Source organism: Mucilaginibacter pocheonensis, from assembly GCF_031456535.1.
Classification (GTDB): Bacteria; Bacteroidota; Bacteroidia; order Sphingobacteriales; family Sphingobacteriaceae; genus Mucilaginibacter; species Mucilaginibacter pocheonensis.
This window is the reverse complement of record NZ_JAVDUU010000003.1, coordinates 1,216,585-1,237,577: the sequence shown is the minus strand read 5'-3', so window position 1 is coordinate 1,237,577 and position 20,993 is coordinate 1,216,585. Positions and strand designations below refer to the sequence as shown.

At 39.9% G+C, this 20,993-nt stretch carries 19 protein-coding genes, 1 tRNA gene and 1 pseudogene; 9 read left to right on the top strand and 12 right to left on the bottom strand.

What is annotated here, in order from left to right; all coding sequences use genetic code 11:
- Positions 1 to 17: 17 nt before the first annotated feature.
- The 3 genes from J2W55_RS18430 to J2W55_RS18420 form a co-directional block, all read right to left on the bottom strand.
- Entirely contained in the window at positions 18 to 1,292 is a 1,275-nt protein-coding gene (locus tag J2W55_RS18430) for a TolC family protein (RefSeq protein WP_310099007.1), read from the bottom strand.
- Between the two features lie 230 nt (positions 1,293 to 1,522).
- Positions 1,523 to 2,308 (bottom strand): amidohydrolase, encoded by a 786-nt coding sequence (locus J2W55_RS18425; protein WP_310099003.1) that lies wholly within the window; start codon positions 2,306 to 2,308, stop codon positions 1,523 to 1,525.
- 132 nt (positions 2,309 to 2,440) lie between these two features.
- A complete protein-coding gene (locus J2W55_RS18420) occupies positions 2,441 to 3,586 on the bottom strand; it encodes a methionine aminotransferase (protein WP_310099000.1) in 1,146 nt (381 codons plus the stop codon).
- A gap of 415 nt (positions 3,587 to 4,001) precedes the next feature.
- On the opposite strand from J2W55_RS18420, the gene J2W55_RS18415 reads away from it, so the two are divergent.
- From J2W55_RS18415 to J2W55_RS18400, 4 genes are all read left to right on the top strand, one after another.
- Entirely contained in the window at positions 4,002 to 4,409 is a 408-nt protein-coding gene (locus tag J2W55_RS18415; protein ID WP_310098996.1) for a DUF4199 domain-containing protein, read from the top strand.
- Between the two features lie 235 nt (positions 4,410 to 4,644).
- Positions 4,645 to 4,718, top strand: a tRNA-Pro gene (locus tag J2W55_RS18410).
- 194 nt (positions 4,719 to 4,912) lie between these two features.
- The gene (locus tag J2W55_RS18405; RefSeq protein ID WP_310098993.1) at positions 4,913 to 5,719 is read left to right on the top strand and encodes a toxin-antitoxin system YwqK family antitoxin; all 807 of its coding nucleotides are present in this window, start codon (positions 4,913 to 4,915) and stop codon (positions 5,717 to 5,719) included.
- A 5-nt stretch (positions 5,720 to 5,724) separates the two neighbouring features.
- Positions 5,725 to 6,234 carry an endonuclease V gene (locus J2W55_RS18400; RefSeq protein WP_310098988.1) on the top strand — a complete coding sequence of 170 codons (510 nt, stop codon included), beginning with the start codon at positions 5,725 to 5,727 and terminating at the stop codon, positions 6,232 to 6,234.
- 550 nt (positions 6,235 to 6,784) lie between these two features.
- Here J2W55_RS18400 and J2W55_RS18395 read toward each other — a convergent pair.
- Positions 6,785 to 9,055 carry a TonB-dependent receptor domain-containing protein gene (locus tag J2W55_RS18395; protein WP_310098985.1) on the bottom strand — a complete coding sequence of 757 codons (2,271 nt, stop codon included), beginning with the start codon at positions 9,053 to 9,055 and terminating at the stop codon, positions 6,785 to 6,787.
- A 531-nt stretch (positions 9,056 to 9,586) separates the two neighbouring features.
- Here J2W55_RS18395 and J2W55_RS18390 point away from each other — a divergent pair.
- The gene (locus J2W55_RS18390; RefSeq protein WP_310098980.1) at positions 9,587 to 9,853 is read left to right on the top strand and encodes a hypothetical protein; all 267 of its coding nucleotides are present in this window, start codon (positions 9,587 to 9,589) and stop codon (positions 9,851 to 9,853) included.
- A complete protein-coding gene (locus J2W55_RS18385; RefSeq protein WP_310098977.1) occupies positions 9,829 to 10,896 on the top strand; it encodes a glycoside hydrolase family 130 protein in 1,068 nt (355 codons plus the stop codon). The genes J2W55_RS18390 and J2W55_RS18385 overlap by 25 nt, the downstream gene beginning before the upstream one ends.
- 197 nt (positions 10,897 to 11,093) lie before the next feature.
- On the opposite strand, the gene J2W55_RS18380 is transcribed toward J2W55_RS18385, so the two are convergent.
- The gene (locus J2W55_RS18380) at positions 11,094 to 11,684 is read right to left on the bottom strand and encodes a DUF308 domain-containing protein (protein WP_310098974.1); all 591 of its coding nucleotides are present in this window, start codon (positions 11,682 to 11,684) and stop codon (positions 11,094 to 11,096) included.
- A gap of 340 nt (positions 11,685 to 12,024) precedes the next feature.
- On the opposite strand from J2W55_RS18380, the gene J2W55_RS18375 reads away from it, so the two are divergent.
- Positions 12,025 to 13,407 carry a mercuric reductase gene (locus J2W55_RS18375; protein ID WP_310098971.1) on the top strand — a complete coding sequence of 461 codons (1,383 nt, stop codon included), beginning with the start codon at positions 12,025 to 12,027 and terminating at the stop codon, positions 13,405 to 13,407.
- 188 nt (positions 13,408 to 13,595) lie between these two features.
- On the opposite strand, the gene J2W55_RS18370 is transcribed toward J2W55_RS18375, so the two are convergent.
- The 5 genes and pseudogenes from J2W55_RS18370 to J2W55_RS18355 form a co-directional block, all read right to left on the bottom strand.
- Positions 13,596 to 15,182 (bottom strand): DHA2 family efflux MFS transporter permease subunit, encoded by a 1,587-nt coding sequence (locus tag J2W55_RS18370; RefSeq protein WP_310098968.1) that lies wholly within the window; start codon positions 15,180 to 15,182, stop codon positions 13,596 to 13,598.
- 79 nt (positions 15,183 to 15,261) lie between these two features.
- On the bottom strand, positions 15,262 to 15,414 hold the full coding sequence (locus J2W55_RS18365; RefSeq protein ID WP_310098966.1) for a hypothetical protein: 153 nt from the start codon (positions 15,412 to 15,414) through the stop codon (positions 15,262 to 15,264).
- 32 nt (positions 15,415 to 15,446) lie between these two features.
- Positions 15,447 to 15,572: pseudogene (locus tag J2W55_RS25790) on the bottom strand (thioredoxin-disulfide reductase); the annotation flags it as partial.
- A 57-nt stretch (positions 15,573 to 15,629) separates the two neighbouring features.
- Positions 15,630 to 16,055 (bottom strand): OsmC family peroxiredoxin, encoded by a 426-nt coding sequence (locus J2W55_RS18360; RefSeq protein WP_310098963.1) that lies wholly within the window; start codon positions 16,053 to 16,055, stop codon positions 15,630 to 15,632.
- A gap of 500 nt (positions 16,056 to 16,555) precedes the next feature.
- Positions 16,556 to 17,167: a Crp/Fnr family transcriptional regulator gene (locus J2W55_RS18355; RefSeq protein ID WP_310098960.1), complete on the bottom strand. Its 612-nt coding sequence runs from the start codon at positions 17,165 to 17,167 to the stop codon at positions 16,556 to 16,558.
- Between the two features lie 121 nt (positions 17,168 to 17,288).
- On the opposite strand from J2W55_RS18355, the gene J2W55_RS18350 reads away from it, so the two are divergent.
- Together J2W55_RS18350 and J2W55_RS18345 are read left to right on the top strand one after the other, a co-directional pair.
- The gene (locus tag J2W55_RS18350; RefSeq protein WP_310098957.1) at positions 17,289 to 18,065 is read left to right on the top strand and encodes an NUDIX hydrolase; all 777 of its coding nucleotides are present in this window, start codon (positions 17,289 to 17,291) and stop codon (positions 18,063 to 18,065) included.
- A 152-nt stretch (positions 18,066 to 18,217) separates the two neighbouring features.
- Positions 18,218 to 18,787, top strand: coding sequence for a redoxin domain-containing protein (locus J2W55_RS18345; protein WP_310098954.1), 570 nt, complete (start codon positions 18,218 to 18,220; stop codon positions 18,785 to 18,787).
- Positions 18,788 to 18,891: 104 nt separating this feature from the next.
- Here J2W55_RS18345 and gap read toward each other — a convergent pair whose 3' ends face one another.
- Together gap and J2W55_RS18335 are read right to left on the bottom strand one after the other, a co-directional pair.
- On the bottom strand, positions 18,892 to 19,869 hold the full coding sequence (gap, locus tag J2W55_RS18340; protein WP_310098951.1) for a type I glyceraldehyde-3-phosphate dehydrogenase: 978 nt from the start codon (positions 19,867 to 19,869) through the stop codon (positions 18,892 to 18,894).
- A gap of 10 nt (positions 19,870 to 19,879) precedes the next feature.
- Positions 19,880 to 20,911, bottom strand: a complete 1,032-nt coding sequence (locus tag J2W55_RS18335; protein WP_310098948.1) for a GlxA family transcriptional regulator — start codon at positions 20,909 to 20,911, stop codon at positions 19,880 to 19,882.
- Positions 20,912 to 20,993 lie beyond the last annotated feature (82 nt).

Genomic DNA, 20,993 nt, shown 5'->3' with positions numbered 1-20,993 from the left:
TATATTTATAAAAATTTTCAGGATTTAATTACGGTGGTGCCGGTAGCGAAATTGAGATCGGCAATAGCTTTTTGCAGATTATATTGTTGCTGCAGTATTTTAAGTTTGGTGTCTTTATACGTATCAAAAAAGTCAACAAACTCTACAAGGCTAATCTGCCTTTGCTGAAAGCTTTTGAGCATGCTGTTAAATAATTTGTCATACTGTTCATTAAACTCAATTTGTTGCGTTGAAAACAATTGCTGGTTTAATTTATATTGATTTATAGCAGCTACTACATCGTTTTTAAGTTGCAGCTCACTTTGTTTTAAAGTACTTTCCTGGCTCTGGATATTATACTTTGCCGATTTGATGTTACCCTGATTGCGATTAAAAAAGGGCAGGGGAAGGCCAATTTCCAGACCGTAGTAATTTGGAGCGTAATTACTGTTCTTATCATATGATGCCCCAATGGTTATATCAGGAACAGCCAGTGCCCTCTGGTATGCGAGGTTATGTGTGGCTGAGTTGAGTTGATATTGGTTTGACAGATAATCGGGACGGTTAGCTTTAGCCTGCTCAATTAAGGCAGGGATGTCAAGCGCTACTGTCTCGATTGGTTTATTATTGATAATTGGGTCAATAAATGCGGTTTCTTTTGTTTGCAGCAATGTTTTTAGCTCTGTTTGCAAATCGTTTATCTGGCGGCTGTTCTCAACCATGTCATTTTGCAAACCAAATAGTAAGGCTTTAAGTCTGATGAGGTCCTTCATGGAGGTGTTCCCGGTATCATATGATTTTTGAATAGCGTTAACCAGGCTCGTAGCCGAACTGATCTCGTTTTGATATACTTTTTCCTGGGCGTTCAAAGTTGCCAGTTCACTAAAATCAAGCTGCAGGTTATACTTCAGGTTTCGCATCAGGTCATTAAAAGCAGCTTCCTGTACCATGGCGTTATCTTTAGCCATCTGCACCTGTTTGCCACGTTTACCGGCTGTGGTAAACACCTGGTTTAACTGTACAAATACTTGCCCGTTACCTTTACTGTGATCAAAAAACTTGTTACTGCCACCGGTATGGATATTTTGATCGGTGCTCAATACAGGGTTGTCCCAAAGTTTGGCTTGCTGTATCAGCGCCTTTGATGCTTCAATGTTATACTTTTGAGCTAAAAGGCTCAAATTATTTTCAAGAAATTGTTTTTCGGCGTCTTGAAAGGTAAGCTTAACGGTGTCGGTTTGGGCATTGGCCCGGTTAGAAGTAAAACTAAAAAATACAACTAATAAAAAAAGCAGGGTTTTTATTTTATACATGATCCTCGTCTATCAACGCAACAAAAATTCACAACAGATATGAATTTTCTATGAAGACGAAGTGGTGAGTGGTGAGTGGTGAGTGGTGAGTGGTGAGTGGTGAGAAAATGGGCAAACAAGTTAGTTAAAAATTAACCGAATCAAATAAATGCTCATTTGGGGGAATAACAATCGGTGATTCGGGTAAATCATGGTTTACACAAATCACAAGACCAAAACAATGTATGGAATCAGCGGTCTATTTTAAACTTATCGGCATCTTTTAAAAAAGGCAGTGCACGGCGCGCCTTTTTTACTTCATCGGCTATAATGGAGAAGGTGTACACATCGTCTTCATCGCGTTTATAATATACCACATTGCCGTTAGGGTCAATACAGGTTGAATCGCCGGAATGATAAACCTCGTTTCCATCATGCCCCACACGGTTTACACCAATTACATAAGTCTGGTTTTCAACGGCGCGCGCCGGGAGCAGGGTACGCCAGTGCAAGGCCCTGCGCTCGGGCCAGTTGGCTACTACGATCAGCAGGTCGTAAGCGTTGTCGTCAACATTGCGCAACCATACCGGGAAACGTAGGTCATAACAGATAACCGGACAAATTATCCATCCTTTAAGTTCAACAAAAAGCTTTTTATTTCCGGCTGTATAGGTATTATGTTCCTTGCCCAGGGCAAACAGGTGGCGTTTATCATAATATTGATAAGTACCATCAGGCCGCATCCAGATAAGGCGGTTGTAATATTTATGTTCTTGCTGTATGATAATACTGCCTGTTACTACACAATCATATTGTTGGGCGGTTTTGTGCATCCATTTCATGGTTTTACCTTCCATGGGCTCTGCCAGTTTTTCGGCATTCATAGTAAAACCGGTACTGAACATTTCGGGCAAAATAATAAGGTCAGTTTTTTCACGTATACCGCCCGATAATCTCAATGAGATATTTTGTAAGTTTTTATCCGTATTTTCCCAAAAAAGGTAGCCTTGAAAAACAGTAATTTTAAGATTATCCATAAGCGACATTTAGTATATGGGCCAACATTAATTGCCCATAGTTTTTTAAAGTTAATGGATGATAATGTAATTATCCTTCATTTTGTTTCTTCAGTTTGTTATGGAAAGAGGTTGTCATCCGTTAACAAAAAATTAAACCTTTATTAACCTATCAACGGCTTTATCCAAAGTTTCTTGCCTTTTGGCAAAACAAAACCTTAACACATGGTGGTCAATCCCTTTACTATAAAAGGCCGATACCGGTATAGAGGCAACACCATTTTCTTTGGCTACCCGTATAGCAAAGGCCGCATCTTTTTCATCAGTTATGTTGCTGTAACGTACGGATTGAAAGTATGATCCATGGCATGGCAATAACTCAAATCGGCTTTGTTCCAGACCTTTACGAAAGTAGTCTCGCTTTTGTTGAAAAAAGTCAGGAAGGCCCAAGTAGGTAGCCTCGTTATTTAAATATTCGGCAATGGCATATTGTATGGGCGTATTTACCGCGAATACCAAAAATTGGTGAATTTTCCTGAATTCGTTCATGAGGTATTCCGGGGCCATACAATATCCAACTTTCCAGCCCGTAGCATGAAACGGCTTGCCAAACGAAGCTACTATAAAGCTGCGCTGCTGTAATTCCGGATATCGCGCCATGCTGTGATGGGTTTCGCCATCATATATCAGGTGTTCATATACCTCATCGCTTAATATCAAAATATCTTGATTTTTTACTAAAGCACTTAATTCATCAATATCATCCTTATGCAGTATGGTTGATGTTGGGTTTTGAGGCGAATTAAGGATGATCATCTTCGTTTTATGATTGATCAGCCTTTTTACCATGTCCCAGGCAATGCGATAGTTAGGTGGTTCAAGTGCCAGTGATTTTACAACACCGCCCATTAACTTAATAGCTGGAGCATAACAATCAAAAGCGGGCTCAAAAATGATTACCTCATCATTTGGATTTATTACCGCACTGATAGCAGTAAATATAGCTTGCGTGCCACCGGCCGTTACAGTGATCTCCGTATCTGGGTTGTAAACGGCGCCATATAGTTTTTCTGTTTTTTCGGCTATCTTTTCGCGCAGGCTCATTACTCCCGCCATGGGAGCATACTGGTTATGGCCGTTTTTCATGGCCTTATTTACAAGCTCAATAAGCTCAGGCGAACAATCATAATCAGGGAAACCTTGCGAAAGATTTATTGCACCAATCTCATTGGCCAGGGCCGACATAATGGTAAATATGGTTGTGCCGGTTTGGGGGAGTTTTGAAACAACAGGTATCATCTGGCGCTAAAATTAAGCAAAAAACAATAAACCATGACATCGAAAACTACGCTTTTTTTGTTTGTTGAAAAATTTTAATCTTATACGAAACTTATTTACATCAATAATTTATCGCATACAAAGCTGTTGTTGAGATCATTATCCCTGTAAAATCTTCTGCGTCGGGGAGCGTTGACAATTATTCCGATATAATGGAGGCTATAATAGGATAGTCCTATTTTTTGAGAATTTTTTAAAAATTGGTGATAAAAAAGTAACCGGATGATCCTTAACGCATTCGCAAAATTTAACTGTTGTAGATACCCCAATACATGCATTCGTCTTTACTTAAAAGATCATTCGTGTTCAAACAAATAACTTTGGTATTTCTTTTCATTATATGTAAATTTATATGGGGTATTTAATAAATTGATTTATGAAAAACGCATTTGTAACAGGTTTGGTTATTGGTATTTTTAGCGGAACTTGGTTGTTTGTAATGCATACATTTGGATATTCCAACTCAGGTAACCATGTGTATCCTGTTGAATATTTATCTATATTAATACCTTTGGTTGGCGTTTATATCGGCGTAAAAAATTACAAAGAAAACGATATGGGTAACCGCCTTAGTTTTTTTGAAGCTTTATTTCAAAGTTTTAAAATATTAGTGATAGGCGGCATTTTTGCCTGCCTTGCAGGTCTCATATATCTTAACTATGTTGATCAGGGAAATAATTTTCTTGATTTTTCGGGCCGCTTATTGGGCGGATCGTTGATTGGGATATTAATTTGCGTAATAGTATCAATTACGCTTATGAGCAGGTCAAATAAGTTTGAATGATTACCTGCTTATCTTTTAAACCTAATTTACTAACGTTCCTTTTGTTGCGTAAAGTCTTAAAATGTGTCATGGAGTGTTCTTTTTGCTATAAAAACATCTTCAAAGCAAAGATTTAAAAATTTTTTTTAAGTTCAATCCGGTGCAAATGAACGGGTTATAATTTTACTTTAAACTTCTTTGAAAAAAAGTTTTGTAACTTGATTTTAAATCCTACTTTTGCAAACCCAATCGGGAACGGGATGTAGCGTAGCCCGGTATCGCGCCACATTTGGGATGTGGAGGCCGCAGGTTCGAATCCTGCCATCCCGACGATATCTTTCAAAGCCTGTAGATCAATGATTTACAGGCTTTGTCTCGTTTAATGACATTTGCAAATCGTTATTGTACAGTGAATTAATGATTCGAATCCTGTTAAGACTTTAAGTCAAAATATCTTTTCTTGTTTAGGGGAAGAAATGCAGATTGAAGTATATTTACTTTGTTTTCTAATTATATTATTATTGATGAAAGAGCCGCTTATTGATTCTGAAGATCCGGAACTTGAATATAATCCTTATGATGTTAGCTACCTTCAGTATAAAAGTAAGCTATTTACAGGTACATTAATTTACACCGACACCACTCCAAATTCATTTCAGGAATACACAGATGGAGATTACGACGGGCGTAGAATTTCATATCATAAAAATGGAATGCTCCATGAAGACGCTATATATAAAAACGGTGCCTATATTTCAGGAAAAGAATGGTATGACAATGGACAATTACGTTATGATAGTAACGACGACAAAGTTATTTGGGATTCTGACGGATTATTGACCAGAAAAGATTGGATATATTTTTATAAAAATGGTAATCCTAAAACCAAGAAAGATGAATTTGGCACTTACTTCTTGTCGCCCAATGGGGATATCGCAATTTCCATTTCACCATTTTTAGGGGAAAAATCCCCATGTCGCAATAAAACCACTTTTTTTGATAAAATTATCACCGCTTTTCTTTCAGATTTGTTTGAAAATATATATAACAACGGGGATGATAATCGTGATTCTAGAACTAATTTAGGTTACCAAATAAAGCACTACATCATTTGTTTATACCGCCAAGGCTTTAAATCTAAATCTATTAATATCACTGAGCAAATAATCGACGACGCAGTCAAAAGAAAAGATAGTAACCTCATCATGTCGTCAGATGACAGCGTTATGATTCACAACTATTTATCTCTCAAAAAGCATTTAGAGGAGGATAGGATAATTGAATTATATCCATATCACACAGACGAATGTGTTAAAATTATCTTCGATTAATGATATTGGCTTTTGATACCTTTTATTACGATAATCGCGCTCAAACTATTTGTATAAGTTTTGAACAATGGGAGTCCGAAAATATATTAACCACTTATGTCGATACTGTTTCGGATGTTGAGGATTATTCTTCTGGAGAATTTTATAAGAGAGAATTGCCATGCATTTTACATTTAATTACTAAGATTGATTTATCATTTGTAAGGTTCATCGTTATCGACGGCTTTGTCTATTTGGACGACAATAATAGGTTAGGTTTAGGAGGTCATCTTTATCACAGTTTGGAAAAAAAGATACCAGTAATAGGCGTTGCAAAGACAAATTTCGCAGCAATTCAAGAAAACAAAAAATCAATTTTAAGAGGCGAAAGCAGAAAGCCTATTTTCGTAACATCGGCTGGGGTAAATCTGGAAGACGCTTCAAAGTACATTAAATCTATGCATGGAAAATTCCGGATTCCCAAGCTCCTAAAAGAATTGGATACTTTAACAAAAATCCGCAGTCCTTATGAGTAATCAAATCTAAATCGGGCTTTAACGCAGGAAATGGATATAATATCACAACACCAAATTAGCCAACAGTCGCAAATCATGCAGAAAAAGGTTCGAAATTTGTACAGGCGGGGCGACAAAAGCGATATCACGAAGTATCAAAATCATGTAAGTGTCTCATTTACATGGTTTTTGTTTTCATCAAATCCAGAACGACGCAAATTTACACCAAAATCTTAGAACAGAAGGTTAGTGATGATATGAATATGCTTTGGCATAAACTAGCCTCTCTCCCGGTAGTTGTGAGAACAGCCCAACGCAAACCGACCAACGGAAGTAATCTCAAAAAAGCCAGCTAAATCATGTTATAAGATTGATCAGCCGGTTATCCGGCTGATCAATCTTATATACTAAAAGCTCTGGGCTACGCAGCTTTACAATTTAAAAGCTACCATTGCGCTAAACCTCCGCGGCATCATCTGATTGACGTAACTGCCCCAATAAACTTCATTGGTGAGATTATCTAACTTAAGATTCAAACGGAAAGCCTTGTTCTCATAGCTGGTTACAGCATTTAAAACGGTATAGGATGGTATGTAAAATCTCCGGTGCCGCGAGACTGACTAATGTACGCCTTGCTATTATAGTTACCTCCGATGCCAAATGACAGTCCCTTTAAAGTTTTTTTCTGGAAGGCATAATTAAGCCATAAATTAGCTGTTTCGGCGGGGCCCGTCCATTGCCTTAATCCATCAATATCCGGATCTGTATTGATCATATATGCTTTATTATGCGAATAGCCGGCAACTATGTTGAACCCTTTAGCAAGGTTAGCGATCAGCTCTCCTTCAAACCCTTTACTGGCTTGTCCGCCATCCTGAACGCTGAAACCAGCCCGGTTAGGATCAAGGCGAATTACATCTTTTACCTTTATATCATAATAACTAAACGTTGAATTTAACATTCCATCAAAGAGGTCAATTTTAAAACCCAGTTCCCATTGATTTGCATTGCTGGGTTTAAAAGCACTTCTCTCGCCATCGGGTTGTATTATAGGTCCGTTATTTGTAAAACCATTCATGTAATTTCCAAACATGGACACCTTTTCAGGAATAAGCTGATAAACAAGCCCTAATTTGGGTGATAGATTGGTTTGATTGTATTTTCCTGTGGTTGTATCAGCCGTAACATTGTATGATCCTCCCGAACTGAAATTATCAAACCAAAGGCTCACCATAGCCATAAAATCAGACGTAATATTAAACACATCAGAAAAATAAGCGCTGTAAGTACTTTGCGAGGATATATTTCTGATGGGGCTTAGCTGAGCCAGAGCGGCATCAACAGTTTGTTTACTGATGTTGGTATACTCCGGATCTTTTCCTATTAGTTTTACTTTATCAAAAGGATAAGCAATTAAAAAATTCTCATTGGCTCTATTGGTATAATAATCGAGCCCAATAACTAATCTGTTTCGGTGGTTGCCGATCTTGAAATCACCCGTAAAATTTTGTTGAGCCTCAATGGCATTATAATTTGAATTACTGTACCTGATATTCCTATTCACTGAATCTCCATGAATTTCATTCCACACGCGGTAGCCATCATTTGAGTGTTTGGTTTGAGATAAAATGGTTTGCGATTTCCACCTATCTGATAGTTTATAATTCACCTCAGCGATCAAACTTACCGAAGGTTTTGATTCGGTAAGGTCATTGCCTTGATAATATCGCTTCCAGTTCAGATCCAAAGTTTTTGGATTTGTTTGCGTAAATGAATTTTCAGGAAACAAGCGGTGAAAGTCATTTGACTTTTGCTCATAAATTTCTGCATCTAACGATATTGATAAACGATCATTTACCTGATAAAGCAGGGATGGGGCTATAAATAATCTCCTGGTAAAACCAGCATCCATATAGTTGCCCTCGTCGTGGTAAGCGATGTTTGCACGCAGCAATAAGCCTTTTTCTTTATTTAATGGGGTATTGATATCAGCGGTAATCCTGCTTAAATCATAACCGCCTATGGTATAACTAATCTCTCCTTTAAATGTGTCGAACGGTTTCTTGGTAATCCGGTTAATTAAACCGCCAAATGAAGTTAAACTATTGCCAAATAATGTTGCCGATGGCCCTTTTATTACCTCAATACGCTCGATATTCGCTACCTCTAAGCTATTGTCCTTATTGTCCTGAACGCCGTTTCTGAGTAAGCTCTGGTTCGAGAAACCCCTCATGTAAAATGAATTGTTGCCATTAACCAGACCCTGACTAACACCAGTAACGTTTTTTAAAACATCATTATAACTCACAATTACCTGGTCCTGCAGAAGGTCTTTAGGTACTACATTATAAACCTGCGGATTTTCCAGGTTTTTGAGGGGTAGCTTTGCCACGCCATCAGTCTCTTTTTTGGCGAACTTATTATAACCCGAAGTGATCACTACTTCCTGTAACGCCTGGTTGTCTTCATGCAGTACAAAATCAGCCGTAATCGTTTCGTTGGCTTTAACGCTGATTTGTCTGTTTTGCGGAACAAGGCCAATGTGCTTTACAGTTAAGATATAAGTACCTGGAGGGATATTGGTAAGTATATAATTGCCGCTCTCGTCTGTTTTAGTTGCTTTAACACCTGTTAACGTAATACTTACAAATGGTGTTGCGTTGCCATTGGCAAGGGTTATTGTGCCCTTAACGGTACCGGTTTGTTGCTGCGCGAAAGCTAATACTGAAAAAGATAAGCAAAGCAATAACGCGGTTGCGGCTTTATAAACAAGATGCGGTATGCTAAGGAACGTAAAATGTTTAGACGTAAAAGTAGAAGTGCATAATAAAATAGATTTCATAGTTTTGTTGAAATGATTAATTGATTAAAGGATCGGTTAACGTTACCCGGTGTGAAGTTTGGCGACCAAGCACCGGGTTCTTTTTTTAACAGGAAATGATCAGGGCGGGGCTTTACACATGGGCTGTTCTTTTATGCAAATGGGTGCGGCGCAAAGAAAAGCCTTATTTAGAATAAATCCAAATAAGATACAAATAACTTTTTTAAACACCATTATCAGTTAAAGTCGCGGACGCATTAGCGATTACGAACGTTTCCGTGGAATGTATACGTTTCTCCCTTGAATGTTCAAGTGAATCGTTGACCGCGACAATACCTTTGATTCATAGAAGGTTATAATCATGAAAACAAAAAATCAGACATCAAAAATTGTCTCGTTACCGGAGATAGCCGGAAGCTGGTACAAATGAAGGATAATAAGTTAAAGGGCGGGATCAAACAGAGACTTTAGTATTTAACTTGTAAGAAAAAGGTTTATTTAATAATAGGTGATATTTTGAAACATAGCGGCGACACTTTTTGTAGTAAAAGTATGACAACAAAGACTGGTTCAATATTAGCCTGCGACTGGGAACAGGGCCTCTCTTTGCAGTACGGAGCGACAATGATGGCTTCGAAAGGCTTATTTAAGGCGAATAGTGTTTATGATGCGTTTATTGTCGGCTGCGGTATTAACGGTCTGGCGGAGGCATTATCGTTGCAACATGCGGGTAAGATCAATTATCTTTCGGTGCTGGATACGGACGCACATAACTACCTTGAAGAAACAAAAGCGTGGATAAGTCAGCAGGAGATATGAAAGATATTGCCAGGCGTTTTCCCGAAAATCCTTTGTTGTTACCCAAAGACCTGCAACCCAGTGCAGACGGCCTGCAGATCATCAGTTTGCTGAATCCAGGCGTTTTTCGTTATGGAGGAAAAACCTGGCTCCTGGTCAGAGTGGCGGAGGGCGTAGCGCAAAAGGAGGGCGCACTTTTTTTTCCTGCCCTGAATGCGACAGGAAATACCGAAATCATAGAGGTTCCGTTAAACGACCCGGACCTTATCGCTGCGGATGCCCGGGTGATCAGTTATAAAGGCTTGGACTACCTGACAACCATTTCGCATTTGCGTTTGCTGGCCAGCGATGACGGAATCCACTTTGAAGAACAGGAGAATTATCCTTCTCTGTTTGGATGCGGATATCTCGAACGGTTTGGAATAGAGGATTGCAGGGTTTCGCAAATGGATGATACTTATTATTTAACCTATACTGCTGTATCTGATAGTGGCGTAGGGGTAGGGCTGAAAACGACCAAAGACTGGCAGCACTTTGACTCTGGTGGAATGATCCTGCCGCCGCATAATAAGGATTGTGCCATCTTTGAAGAAAAGGTTGGCGGGAAATATTATTGCCTGCACCGGCCCAGCAGTAAAGAGATTGGCGGTAATTATATTTGGCTGGCCGAATCTTCCGACGGGCGGCAATGGGGAAATCATCAATGCCTGATCAAAACCCGCCACGGCTTATGGGATGGCGCACGTGTTGGTGCCGGCGCTGCGCCGATTCGAACAGCGCAAGGCTGGTTGGAGATCTACCATGGCGCGAACTTGGAGCATCAGTACTGTTTAGGCGCATTTTTGATGGATATTGATGATCCTTCAAAGGTAATTTCCAGGACTATTGAACCAATTATGGTACCGACTGAAACTTACGAACTGAGCGGATTTTTCGGTTACGTAGTTTTTACCAATGGCCATTTGGTAGATGGTGACCGGTTAACTATGTATTACGGCGCAGCAGATGAGTTTGTATGTGGCGCACATTTTTCAATAAGTGAAATTTTAAGTAAACTCAAATAACGGAAAGCCGAACGCACAGGTGATTATCAATAATAACAAAGGCGGACGGAAGGTAATTAAAGGGCACACGGCTTGCTGCCGCAGATCGTAGTGCAATGGAAGTATACAATCGTAGGGATCTTAAAGTTGGATATTGATCAATATAGGTATTACGCTGCCGGTGATTGTATTTACCGGCAGCGTAAAAAAACGGCTGGTTAAGCAATAGCTGTCGAATTTTTGATAGTTTTTCCCAAACGAATCGCAGCCAACAAAAAATAGAAAGCGCCAAAGGCGGAATATCCTGCAAGCGATACAACACCCTCAACAGCAACATGTGCAGTATAAATGATGAACCCGCCAGCTAAAACTGATTGCGCACCGCTCAGTATCATTGGCCATTGGCCTTCAAAATATTTTCGACGACGTAAACCCAGTATCAATTGAATAATCCCGGTTAGCGATGCCCAGACCCCAAATACAATTAATGCCTCTGGTATACCTTTCTGCAATGCCACGATCACAGCAATTGTTGTCAAAATGCTGATTCCTGCATTGACATATTGTGGTGTTTTATTCGTATTAGCCGAGTTGGCTTTAATGTCAAAAAAGGTTGCTAAAACATCCCATGCCGGATAAATAATGAACAATAATGTGGCCGCTGTACTATTCGTTTTGCCTAATGTAACTACCGATATAATCCATAGTACAGAAAATGCAACACGGGTGAAATAAAGTTTGCGTAATGACCTTGCAGTCTCAACAGCTTCGTCTGAGAAACTGGTGTTGATTTGATTTGCTGAATTCATGTTTTGATGTTTTTTTATTTGTTATCACAAAGTTATGGTGAAGTCCAGGCCGCATTTTTCACTTAAGTTAATTGCGGAAGAAATAATATAAAACTTTTGTAAGACCATCCCATTTCCTATGAGTAATTGATAATTACTGTTGATGAAAATCGGTCTCACTCTTCCAACGCATGAAGATCAGTTAAAATTCAATCCGTTAAAGCGTTATGAAATGACAGATAGGTTTGAAACCTGCCAGCTTTATTGTCAAAAAAATCAGACTCTTAACTTAAGTTAAAAATAACAGGATTCAGAATGGCCACCTTTGACATAAACTAATATTTAATAAAAGCATAAAAAAATGAAATATTACGACGCAATTGTGATTGGTTCAGGACAGGCCGGATCACCATTAGTTAAACAACTTGCCAAAGCCGGTAAAAAAACAGCGCTTATTGAAAAACGTTTTATAGGAGGAACTTGTGTAAATGATGGCTGTACGCCCACTAAGACTGTGATCGGCTCTGCTAAAGCTGCTTATCTTATTAATCATAGTAAAGCACTTGGTGTTCATGTTGATAATTATCAAATTGATATGAAGCAAATCAAAGCACGCAAAGATGAAATCGTATTAAGCTGGCGAAACGGTGGTCAAAAAGCTATAGAAAACACAGAGAATCTTGACCTTGTTTTTGGAGAAGCGAGTTTTACAGGACAGAAGACCGTCAAAGTAAAATTAAATGACGGCGGCGAATTAGATATACAGGCCGATCTGATCTTCATTAATACTGGTACAACACCCGTTATTCCGAATATTGAGGGGCTACAGGAGGTCGGTTATTTTATCTCGACTACACTTCTGGACGTAGAGTATATACCAGAGCATTTATTAGTACTGGGCGGCAATTATGTAGGATTGGAATTTGCACAAAGTTTTCGACGATTTGGAAGTAAGATAACAGTGTTAGAACGTGGGCCGAGGCTTGTTGCCCGCGAAGATGAGGATATTTCTGAAGAGCTGACCAACATTCTATTGGCCGAAGGTTTGGATATTTATGCCAATGCAGAAGCTGTTAAATTTGAGCGGGAAAATGGTGATATCAAAGCAACAATCATTGTGGATGGTCGTCAAAAAGAGATCTTTTGCTCTGATATCCTGATTGCAACAGGTAGAAGGCCGCTTACTGAAGCGCTGAATGCGCAGGTGGCGGGGATTGAGCTTGATGACAGGGGGTATATTACGGTCAATGACAGATTGGAAACAAATATTCCAGGTATTTATGCTTTAGGTGATGTGAATGGCGGACCTGCATTCACGCACATTGCCTATAATGACTATGCAATAGTATATCAAAACCTTTTTGAAGGTGCCGACCAGCGTACAACGGGTCGGCAGATTCCGTACTCTATGTACACTGATCCCCAATTAGGGCGTATAGGTTTAACCGAAAAGCAGGCATTAGAACAAGGGTTCAATATTAAAGTTGCGAAGCTGCCGATGACCAGTGTAGCGCGTGCAATTGAAACAGGCGATACCCGCGGTGTTCTCAAGGCCGTTGTCGATGCCGACACTAAACAAATTTTAGGCGCTGCAGTATTAGGTCAGGAGGGCGGCGAAATTATTACTGTATTGCAAATGGCTATGGCAGGAGGGATCACTTACGATCGTTTGCAATATTTTATCTTCGCTCATCCCAGCTATTCAGAATCCTTGAATAACTTATTTATGAAACTCGGGCGCTAACAGGGGAAGGAGATCTTCTGTTAATCTCAAAGTTACTAACTACCCTTTGCTGTAGCTTTTTGTTTCACACCAGAATGATCTCTAATTACGTTTGCCTGCCGGGGTGGCAGACAAACGTTTTATGAATGGCTTTCGGGATTTATAAATCTTATCTGCCTGGTTTTTTGCTTGCTCATTATAAATGGAGTTTAATCACCCGGTGCATCGGCAAGCGACATTCTACGCTTTGATTTTTTAACAAAGATCAGCACAAATGGCACACAGACCAGGAACAATGCTCCAACCCATAAAAAAACATCCATGTACGATAGCAATGTTGACTGGCTTTGAATAATATTTTCCAGAGAAGTATAGGCGGCTTGCCGGGCATTTGCTGCATCATAGCCACGTGCCTGAAATCTGGCGCTAAGCAATGTTACACGTTGCATAACTACGGGGTCACTCACTGATATATGACTGACTAGATCAATGCGGTGTTGCTGCATTTGGCGGGACACAAATGTTGAAATGAGTGCTACTCCAAATGATGCGCCTAATTGTCTCACCATGCCAGAAAGTGCGGCTCCTTGCGCAATTTGTTTCCCGTCTAAGGTAGATAACGACATGTTCGTGACCGGTACATACATCAAGCCTAAACCAAGACCGCGAATGATTAGCACCCAAAATAAGTTACCACTACCGGTTTGTAATGCAAGCAAATGATAAGACCAATATCCGTATATAAAAAACACGATCATTCCCATAACGATCAGGTATTTCTCTTGCATACCGCGTTGGATTATTTGCGCTACGACAGCGATAACAACGGCAACAAATAAGGTTCCCGGCAGGAGCAGTAGTCCGGACTGTAATGCCGTCCAGCCTAACAGGGATTGCGTGTAAAGTGGAATCACAAACGTAGTTCCGAATAAACCGAAACCAATAATAAACGTCAGAATCACCCCGAGCCTAAGGTTTGTGTTTTTAAGAACACGCAGCTCTACAATCGGATACTTGTATTCAAGTTGACGCCATATAAAACAGATAATTCCCAAAACGGCCGATGTTGTAAGTGCAATAATAAGTTTACTGCTGAACCAGTCGTCTTCCTGGCCTTTTTCCAGAACATATTGAAGGGAAGACACACCGACAGTAAGTAAGAATATTCCGAGCCAATCCACCTGGTTGGCCGGGCGTTTTTGTTCATAAACTGGACTTCGTACATATTGAAGCGCTAACATAGCTGCAAGTATGCCTATCGGAATGTTGATATAGAAGATGATGCGCCAGGAAAAATTGTCAACCAGGTAGCCACCAAGTGTTGGCCCAATCGTAGGCCCTATAATTATACCCAGTGTGTATATTCCTTGTGCAATGGCCCTTTTTTCTTTTGGCCAGCTTTCCGTAATGATCGTTTGGGACGTTACCAGCAGTGCGCCTCCTCCCAGGCCCTGTATAAACCGGAAGATAACCAATTCCCAAATACTGTTTGCATTGCCGCATAAAAAAGAACAGATCGTGAAGATGAGCACAGAAGCCACAAAGTAGTTTCTCCTGCCAAATTGCTGTGAAAGCCAGCTCGTCATGGGTACAATGATCACATTTGCTAATGAATAAGCCGTGATTACCCAGGCAATTTCGTTAATAGTGGCACCGAGATTACCGCGCATGTCGTTTAATGCCACGTTAACAATCGTTGTGTCTATCAATTCAAGCAGTGCACATATCACAGCGGTAACTGTGATAATTATTCGTCTGAAGCCATACTCTACAAGTACGTTTTCCGTTGTTTCCATAGCCGTTACTGTAATCGCTAAAGCTTATCCTTTCATAATAAGCTCTTTTCAGCAGATTTAAATGAAATAATAATAGCTTCTAATTAGCTATCAAATCGGTTTCTATTGTTTTCGCAATTTTTGAGGTAGTGGTTGAACCGGCGATAGTATAGCCGGTTTCGTGCATGTCCAGCATACCTCCGAATACTTCGGTAGTTGGTTGATGGCCAATAGCTACGAAAAACCCGGTCACAGGAATTTGAAATTCTCTACTTCGGTAGTTTATCCGGGAATTATTCCCGTGTACATAACCGGGTTTAAACTCGCCTTGGGTATACAAATTGCTGCAGTATATCCTGCCGGTCCTGATCTAATGATCAGGCACTTTACATATTCTGTTTGTACTAGCATAATATAAATTGAATAAGCGGCGGCCATGGCGGCCGCCGCTCAAATTATATACAGTGGTTATTGCTGATATTGCACAGTAAGTTCGATCTTAACACCTGCTAATGCCTTTGAGATAAGGCAGTTATTTTTAGCCTGTAAAGCAATTTCCTGGAAATCTTCGGGCGAAAGGCCTTCGATTAATGTTGCCGAAAGCTCAAGCTCAATCAAGCTGATAGAACCCGTTGACATATCAAGGGTCACTGCAGTAGTTGTATTCAGCTCGCCCGGAGAATAACTCTTTTGAGATAAGGCGTGGGCGATAGCCATAGTGAAGCAACCGGCATGTGCGGCTGCAAGTAGTTCTTCGGGGTTAGTACCGGTGCCGTCTGCAAAACGGGTATTGAATGAATATTGAGTTTGATCAAGCACCCGGCTTTGAGTAGTTAATGAGCCATGACCTGCTTTTAGGTCTCCTTGCCAAAAGGCTTTTGCCATTCTTTTCATGATATAATTTTTTGTTGAGTCAAAAGTCTGACGAATCTGAAATAGCCTTTTTCACTTAAGTTAAATTCGATCAAAATAAGCTGTCATTTGAATGTCTTAATTAATCTTTCAAAAAATAGTGCAGGGAAGGTACATAAGAAAGGTGTGCTAATTTCGTAACAGCATCGCGCACATACCATTATTTTATAAGCGCAACAATATTTTGTAGAGAATACGTCTGATAAACGGGGTTAATATACATTAGGGCCAGGATATTAACTGACACGGCAAGGAACATCCTGGCGGCGCCCTTAGGGAAAAACAGTTTATATTTAATAAAATCGTTCTGCCAATCTTTTGCCCAAAATAGCTTCCTTCACTGTTACAGCATCTTAATTCAATCAATTTTCCGAAAATGAGCCCAATAGTATTTATAAGCGAAAATCAATTGCATCCATGATCCCAGACAGCATAAATTCCACATGATAAAAAGGAATTGAACGAAATTCCATGGCGAATAATCAGGAGGCGAGAGCTGCTGCTTCATTATCTTTTATGCGTTTTCTTATCCTGCTTAGAGAGGGATTTGTAATGCCCAAGAAGGAAGATATATGATATGAGGGAATTCTTTCGACAATATTAGGATGTTCCTCTAACAATCTCAGGAACCTTTTCTCGTGAGAGAAAAATATAAATTCTTCTGTGCGCGACTGCGCGTACGCGAAAAATGTTTCTGCCAGCAGCCGGCCAAATTTTCCCCAGTTGAGGTTTCTCTCGTATAAGCTGTTGAGGTCGTGATAGGAAATGAAAATTACCTCAGCGTCTTCCATAGCCTCAATAAAATACCAGCATGGATTTCGTGAGATAAAACTTCGGAAAGACACCACGAACTGGTTTTCTGAGAAAAAGAAAAGATTTTTCTCATCAACACCATTGGGATCACGATAGTATATTCTGAATATTCCTTTAATGACCAGTCCAAGGTCGTTGCAAACCATGCTTTGCATATTGAAAAAGTCTCCCCGGTTAATCTTGCGCGTCTTCCAAAAAGGTTGGCTGTCTGCTATATCCTTTTCTGTTAGTGCAGCAAAATTGCGCAGATGTTGTGCTAAAATTTCATTTTTTTCAGTCATAACAAAATGTTTTTCATTTAGTATTTTTTACAAAATGTGATAAGCGAAAATAATCATTAATTAGTAATTATCACTAAATGATTAAACATTATTTTGCCAACGGAAAATATTACTTTTGAGTATGCAAACGGAAGAGGACTTTAGGGATTTTATACTTAACGGGCATCTACATTACATACCTAATATAGCAATTGATTGTGCAATTTTTGGTTATCAAAAACACCAGCTTAGATTATTGCTTATACGACACAGGAACATGAACAGATGGAGTTTACCGGGAGGCCACGTTAAACGTACTGAAAAACTGGAAGAGGCTGCTTATCGCAATGTGAAAATCCGCACAGGGTTAAAAAATCTTTTTTTACAGCAATTTAAAACTTTTGGCGGTCCCGACCGAATGAAATTTGACAGATTTGACAAGAAGAAATGGACTGAAATTACAGGGCTACCTTCATGGGAAGGCAATTGGCTTATGGATCAAACTGTTACTGTCGGTTTTTACGCGGTAACAGATTTTTCCGAAACGGTACTTCAATCTGATATTAGCATTGGTGAGTGCGCATGGCACGACCTTGCCAATTTACCCCCATTAGAGTTCGACCACGAGGATATCGTACGAGACGCACTGCACGCGATGCGCTTGCATCTTTATCACTATCCAATTGGCCTTAATCTGCTTCCGGAGAAGTTTACATTAAGCGAGATTCATGCGTTGTATGAAACCTTGCTGGAAAAGAAATTAGACATCAGTAATTTTCCAAAAAAATTGATAACGCTCGGCCTGTTAAAAAAACTGGATGAAAAGAGAAGCATAGGAGCACACCGTTCTCCTCATTTGTATAGTTTTGATAAAGTCAGATATGAACTGGCATTGAAAGAGGGATTAGTATTAAGTTAGAGAACGATTGCGAGTGGTGAGATAAACGAGGCAAAAGAAGATAAAACACCTAAATTAACTTAAGTGAAAAACAATTAGTTTAAATGACCATAGGTTTGTGATGAGCAGTTAAAAGAATTATCGATTAATCCTACATCTAGCAAACTACTAACATGGCACTAATTGAAAATCAATTGGCCCCTGACTTTCAGGCCGCAGACATTCTGGGAAACACCCTGCACATCAGTGATTATAAAGGAAAAAAGATTCTGCTTACATACTACAGACACGTCGCCTGTCCATTTACCAACCTGCATTTTCTGGAACTACAGGAACTCGACAGCTATTTTAAAAAAATGGGCTTGGTTGTGCTTGCAGTTTATGAAAGTAGCAGCGAGACTCTTCAACGATACAGTCGTAACGAATCTTTTTACGCCCGGATGATTGCTGATCCGGATTACGGGCTTTATTACTTATATGAAATTGAGCAAAATGCACTGAAAATATTATACTCCATGTATAAAGGTGCGCACGCTAAACGCTTGGAAGGAAACCGGAAATTCAAGGAAAATTACTGTCCCGAAGGTCGCAAAGATACCTTAGGGGCGGATTTTCTTATTGATGAAGATGGTTATATTAAATATGCTTACTATAACCAGTATTTGGGTGATCATTTGCCGGTGAAAGATATTGTACGCTTTTTAAAAAATGATAAAATAGAAATTAGTCGCGTTTTATGCTAAGACACAAAGACTTTACTCCAGATAAACAAGGTAGCTCATATAACGGCTAAACATAGAGCCGGGTAACCTTATTACGGGCTCTATGTTATTCTTTTAAACTTTAATTAAATCTGTGATATCAACTCAGCGATCCGGTTTGATATGCCTACTTCATTATCATACCAGGCAACAACCTTTATCAGTTTTCCCATGGCCTTTGTCATACCACCGTCTACTATAGATGAATGGGTATTGCCAAGAATATCCGATGATACAAGTTCCTCCTCAGTATATTCCATAATTCCTTTAAACGTGGTATCAGCATAACGCTTAAGCGTTTCATTGATTTCTGATGCTGTAACCTCTTTTTGTAAGTTGATCGAAAGGTCCACAATAGAGCCGTCTATAACCGGTACGCGGTATGAATATCCATCCATTTTACCTTGCAAATTAGGTAGGACATTACCGATAGCCTTGGCTGCACCAGTAGTGGTTGGAATAATTGAATATGGAGCAGATCTTGCCCGCCGAAGATCCTTATGCGGCGCGTCCTGTAAATTCTGATCGGCAGTAAATGCGTGAACAGTTACCATGTAACCCGATTCAATCCCGAATTCTTTGTCCAACGCATAAAGTACAGGTGCTATACTTCCGGTTGTGCATGATGCCGTTGAATAGATTTGGTCATCGCCTATCAGTTCATTATTTACGCCTTGAACAATAGTTTTAACGCCACCAGTTGCCGGAGCGGTGATTAAAACTTTTTTTGCGCCCGCCGTGATATGTGCCTGTGCTGAGGCCTTGTCTGTGAATCGGCCTGTGGATTCAATAACCGCATCAATTCCTAAGGTTGCCCATGGTAGTTTAGCCGGATCTTTTTCCTTAAACATGACAATGCTTTTTCCATTAACCATTAAGGTTTCACCTTTTGAACGAACATCGCCAGGAAAGCGCCCATGCGCCGTATCGTATTTTAAGAGGTGAGCAAGAGTATCAACGTCGGTTAAGTCATTGATAGCAACAACTTCGATTTCGGGATGTTGCTGAAGCGCTCTTAGAGTCATGCGGCCTATCCGGCCAAAACCATTTATCGCGATTTTCATGGTGTTATATTTATTTAGTGAGGAGTAAATCGTCCATGTTTGCAGCCTTTAGAGCCGTGCGAAAGGTCCGCCTGTAGTCGGAGGGAGTAATATCCAAATGCCTTAAAAATGTGCGCCGCATACCAACCAGGTTGATCAGCCCGCAATCTTCAGCAATCCTTTCCAAAGGAACATCAGTATCTTCCAATAATTTTCTTGCCGCTTCCACGCGTACCTTCTCAATAAACTTTGCGGGAGGCAGCCCGGTTTGTTTATGAAATACCCTGGTAAAATTACGGGTACTCATATTTAAGTGATCTGCGATCCGAGCAATATCAAGGGATTCATTTAAATGATCTTTTAGCCAAAGCTGAAGTTTTTCAGCAATGTTTTCAGATTCATAAACAGGAAGCAAATTCCCGAATTGCGACTGGAAACCAGGACGGCTTAAGTAGAAAACCAGTTTCCTTGCTACTCGTATTGCAATGTCTTTGCCATGATCTTCTTCAACCATTGCCAAGGAAAGATCGATGCCTGATGAAACGCCCGCTGAAGTATATATGTTTCCGTCACTTGTATGAAAATGGTTGGCATTTACAAGGACGTTTGGGTAATCCTTTTTCAGCTTTTCGCTACGATCCCAGTGAGTAGTCGCCTTTTTTCCGTCCAATAATCCTGCTTTTGCTAAAGCAAAAGCTCCACCGCAAATTGAGGCGATCCGCCGAGTTTTAAAAGTATCGATATTGCTAAGCCAATGATGAAAATCAGCAAATCGAGTTACTGCATCTGCACTCATATCGTTTCCTGCGATGATCAGCGTGTCTATAGGCTCTTCTATTTCCACAGCGTAGTAGGGGCAATGAATCTCAACACCTGTTTCGGTAATTGCCTTGCGGTTTCGTGTTGGAGCAGCGATCATTACTTCATATCCTTCTGATTTACCGGAGTCTATCAAACATCTGTTTGCGGTAGTAAAAACATCAGATGGTCCCGAAAAATTAAGCAACATATTGCCGGACATGACCACAATGACAACTTTCTTTTTTTGAGTGTTACCATTCATATAGTAAAGGTATGATATTAAGGATTTGTCTCAAAGGACATAAAATAGTCAATTTAGGCCAATTCGCAATAGTGCATTCATT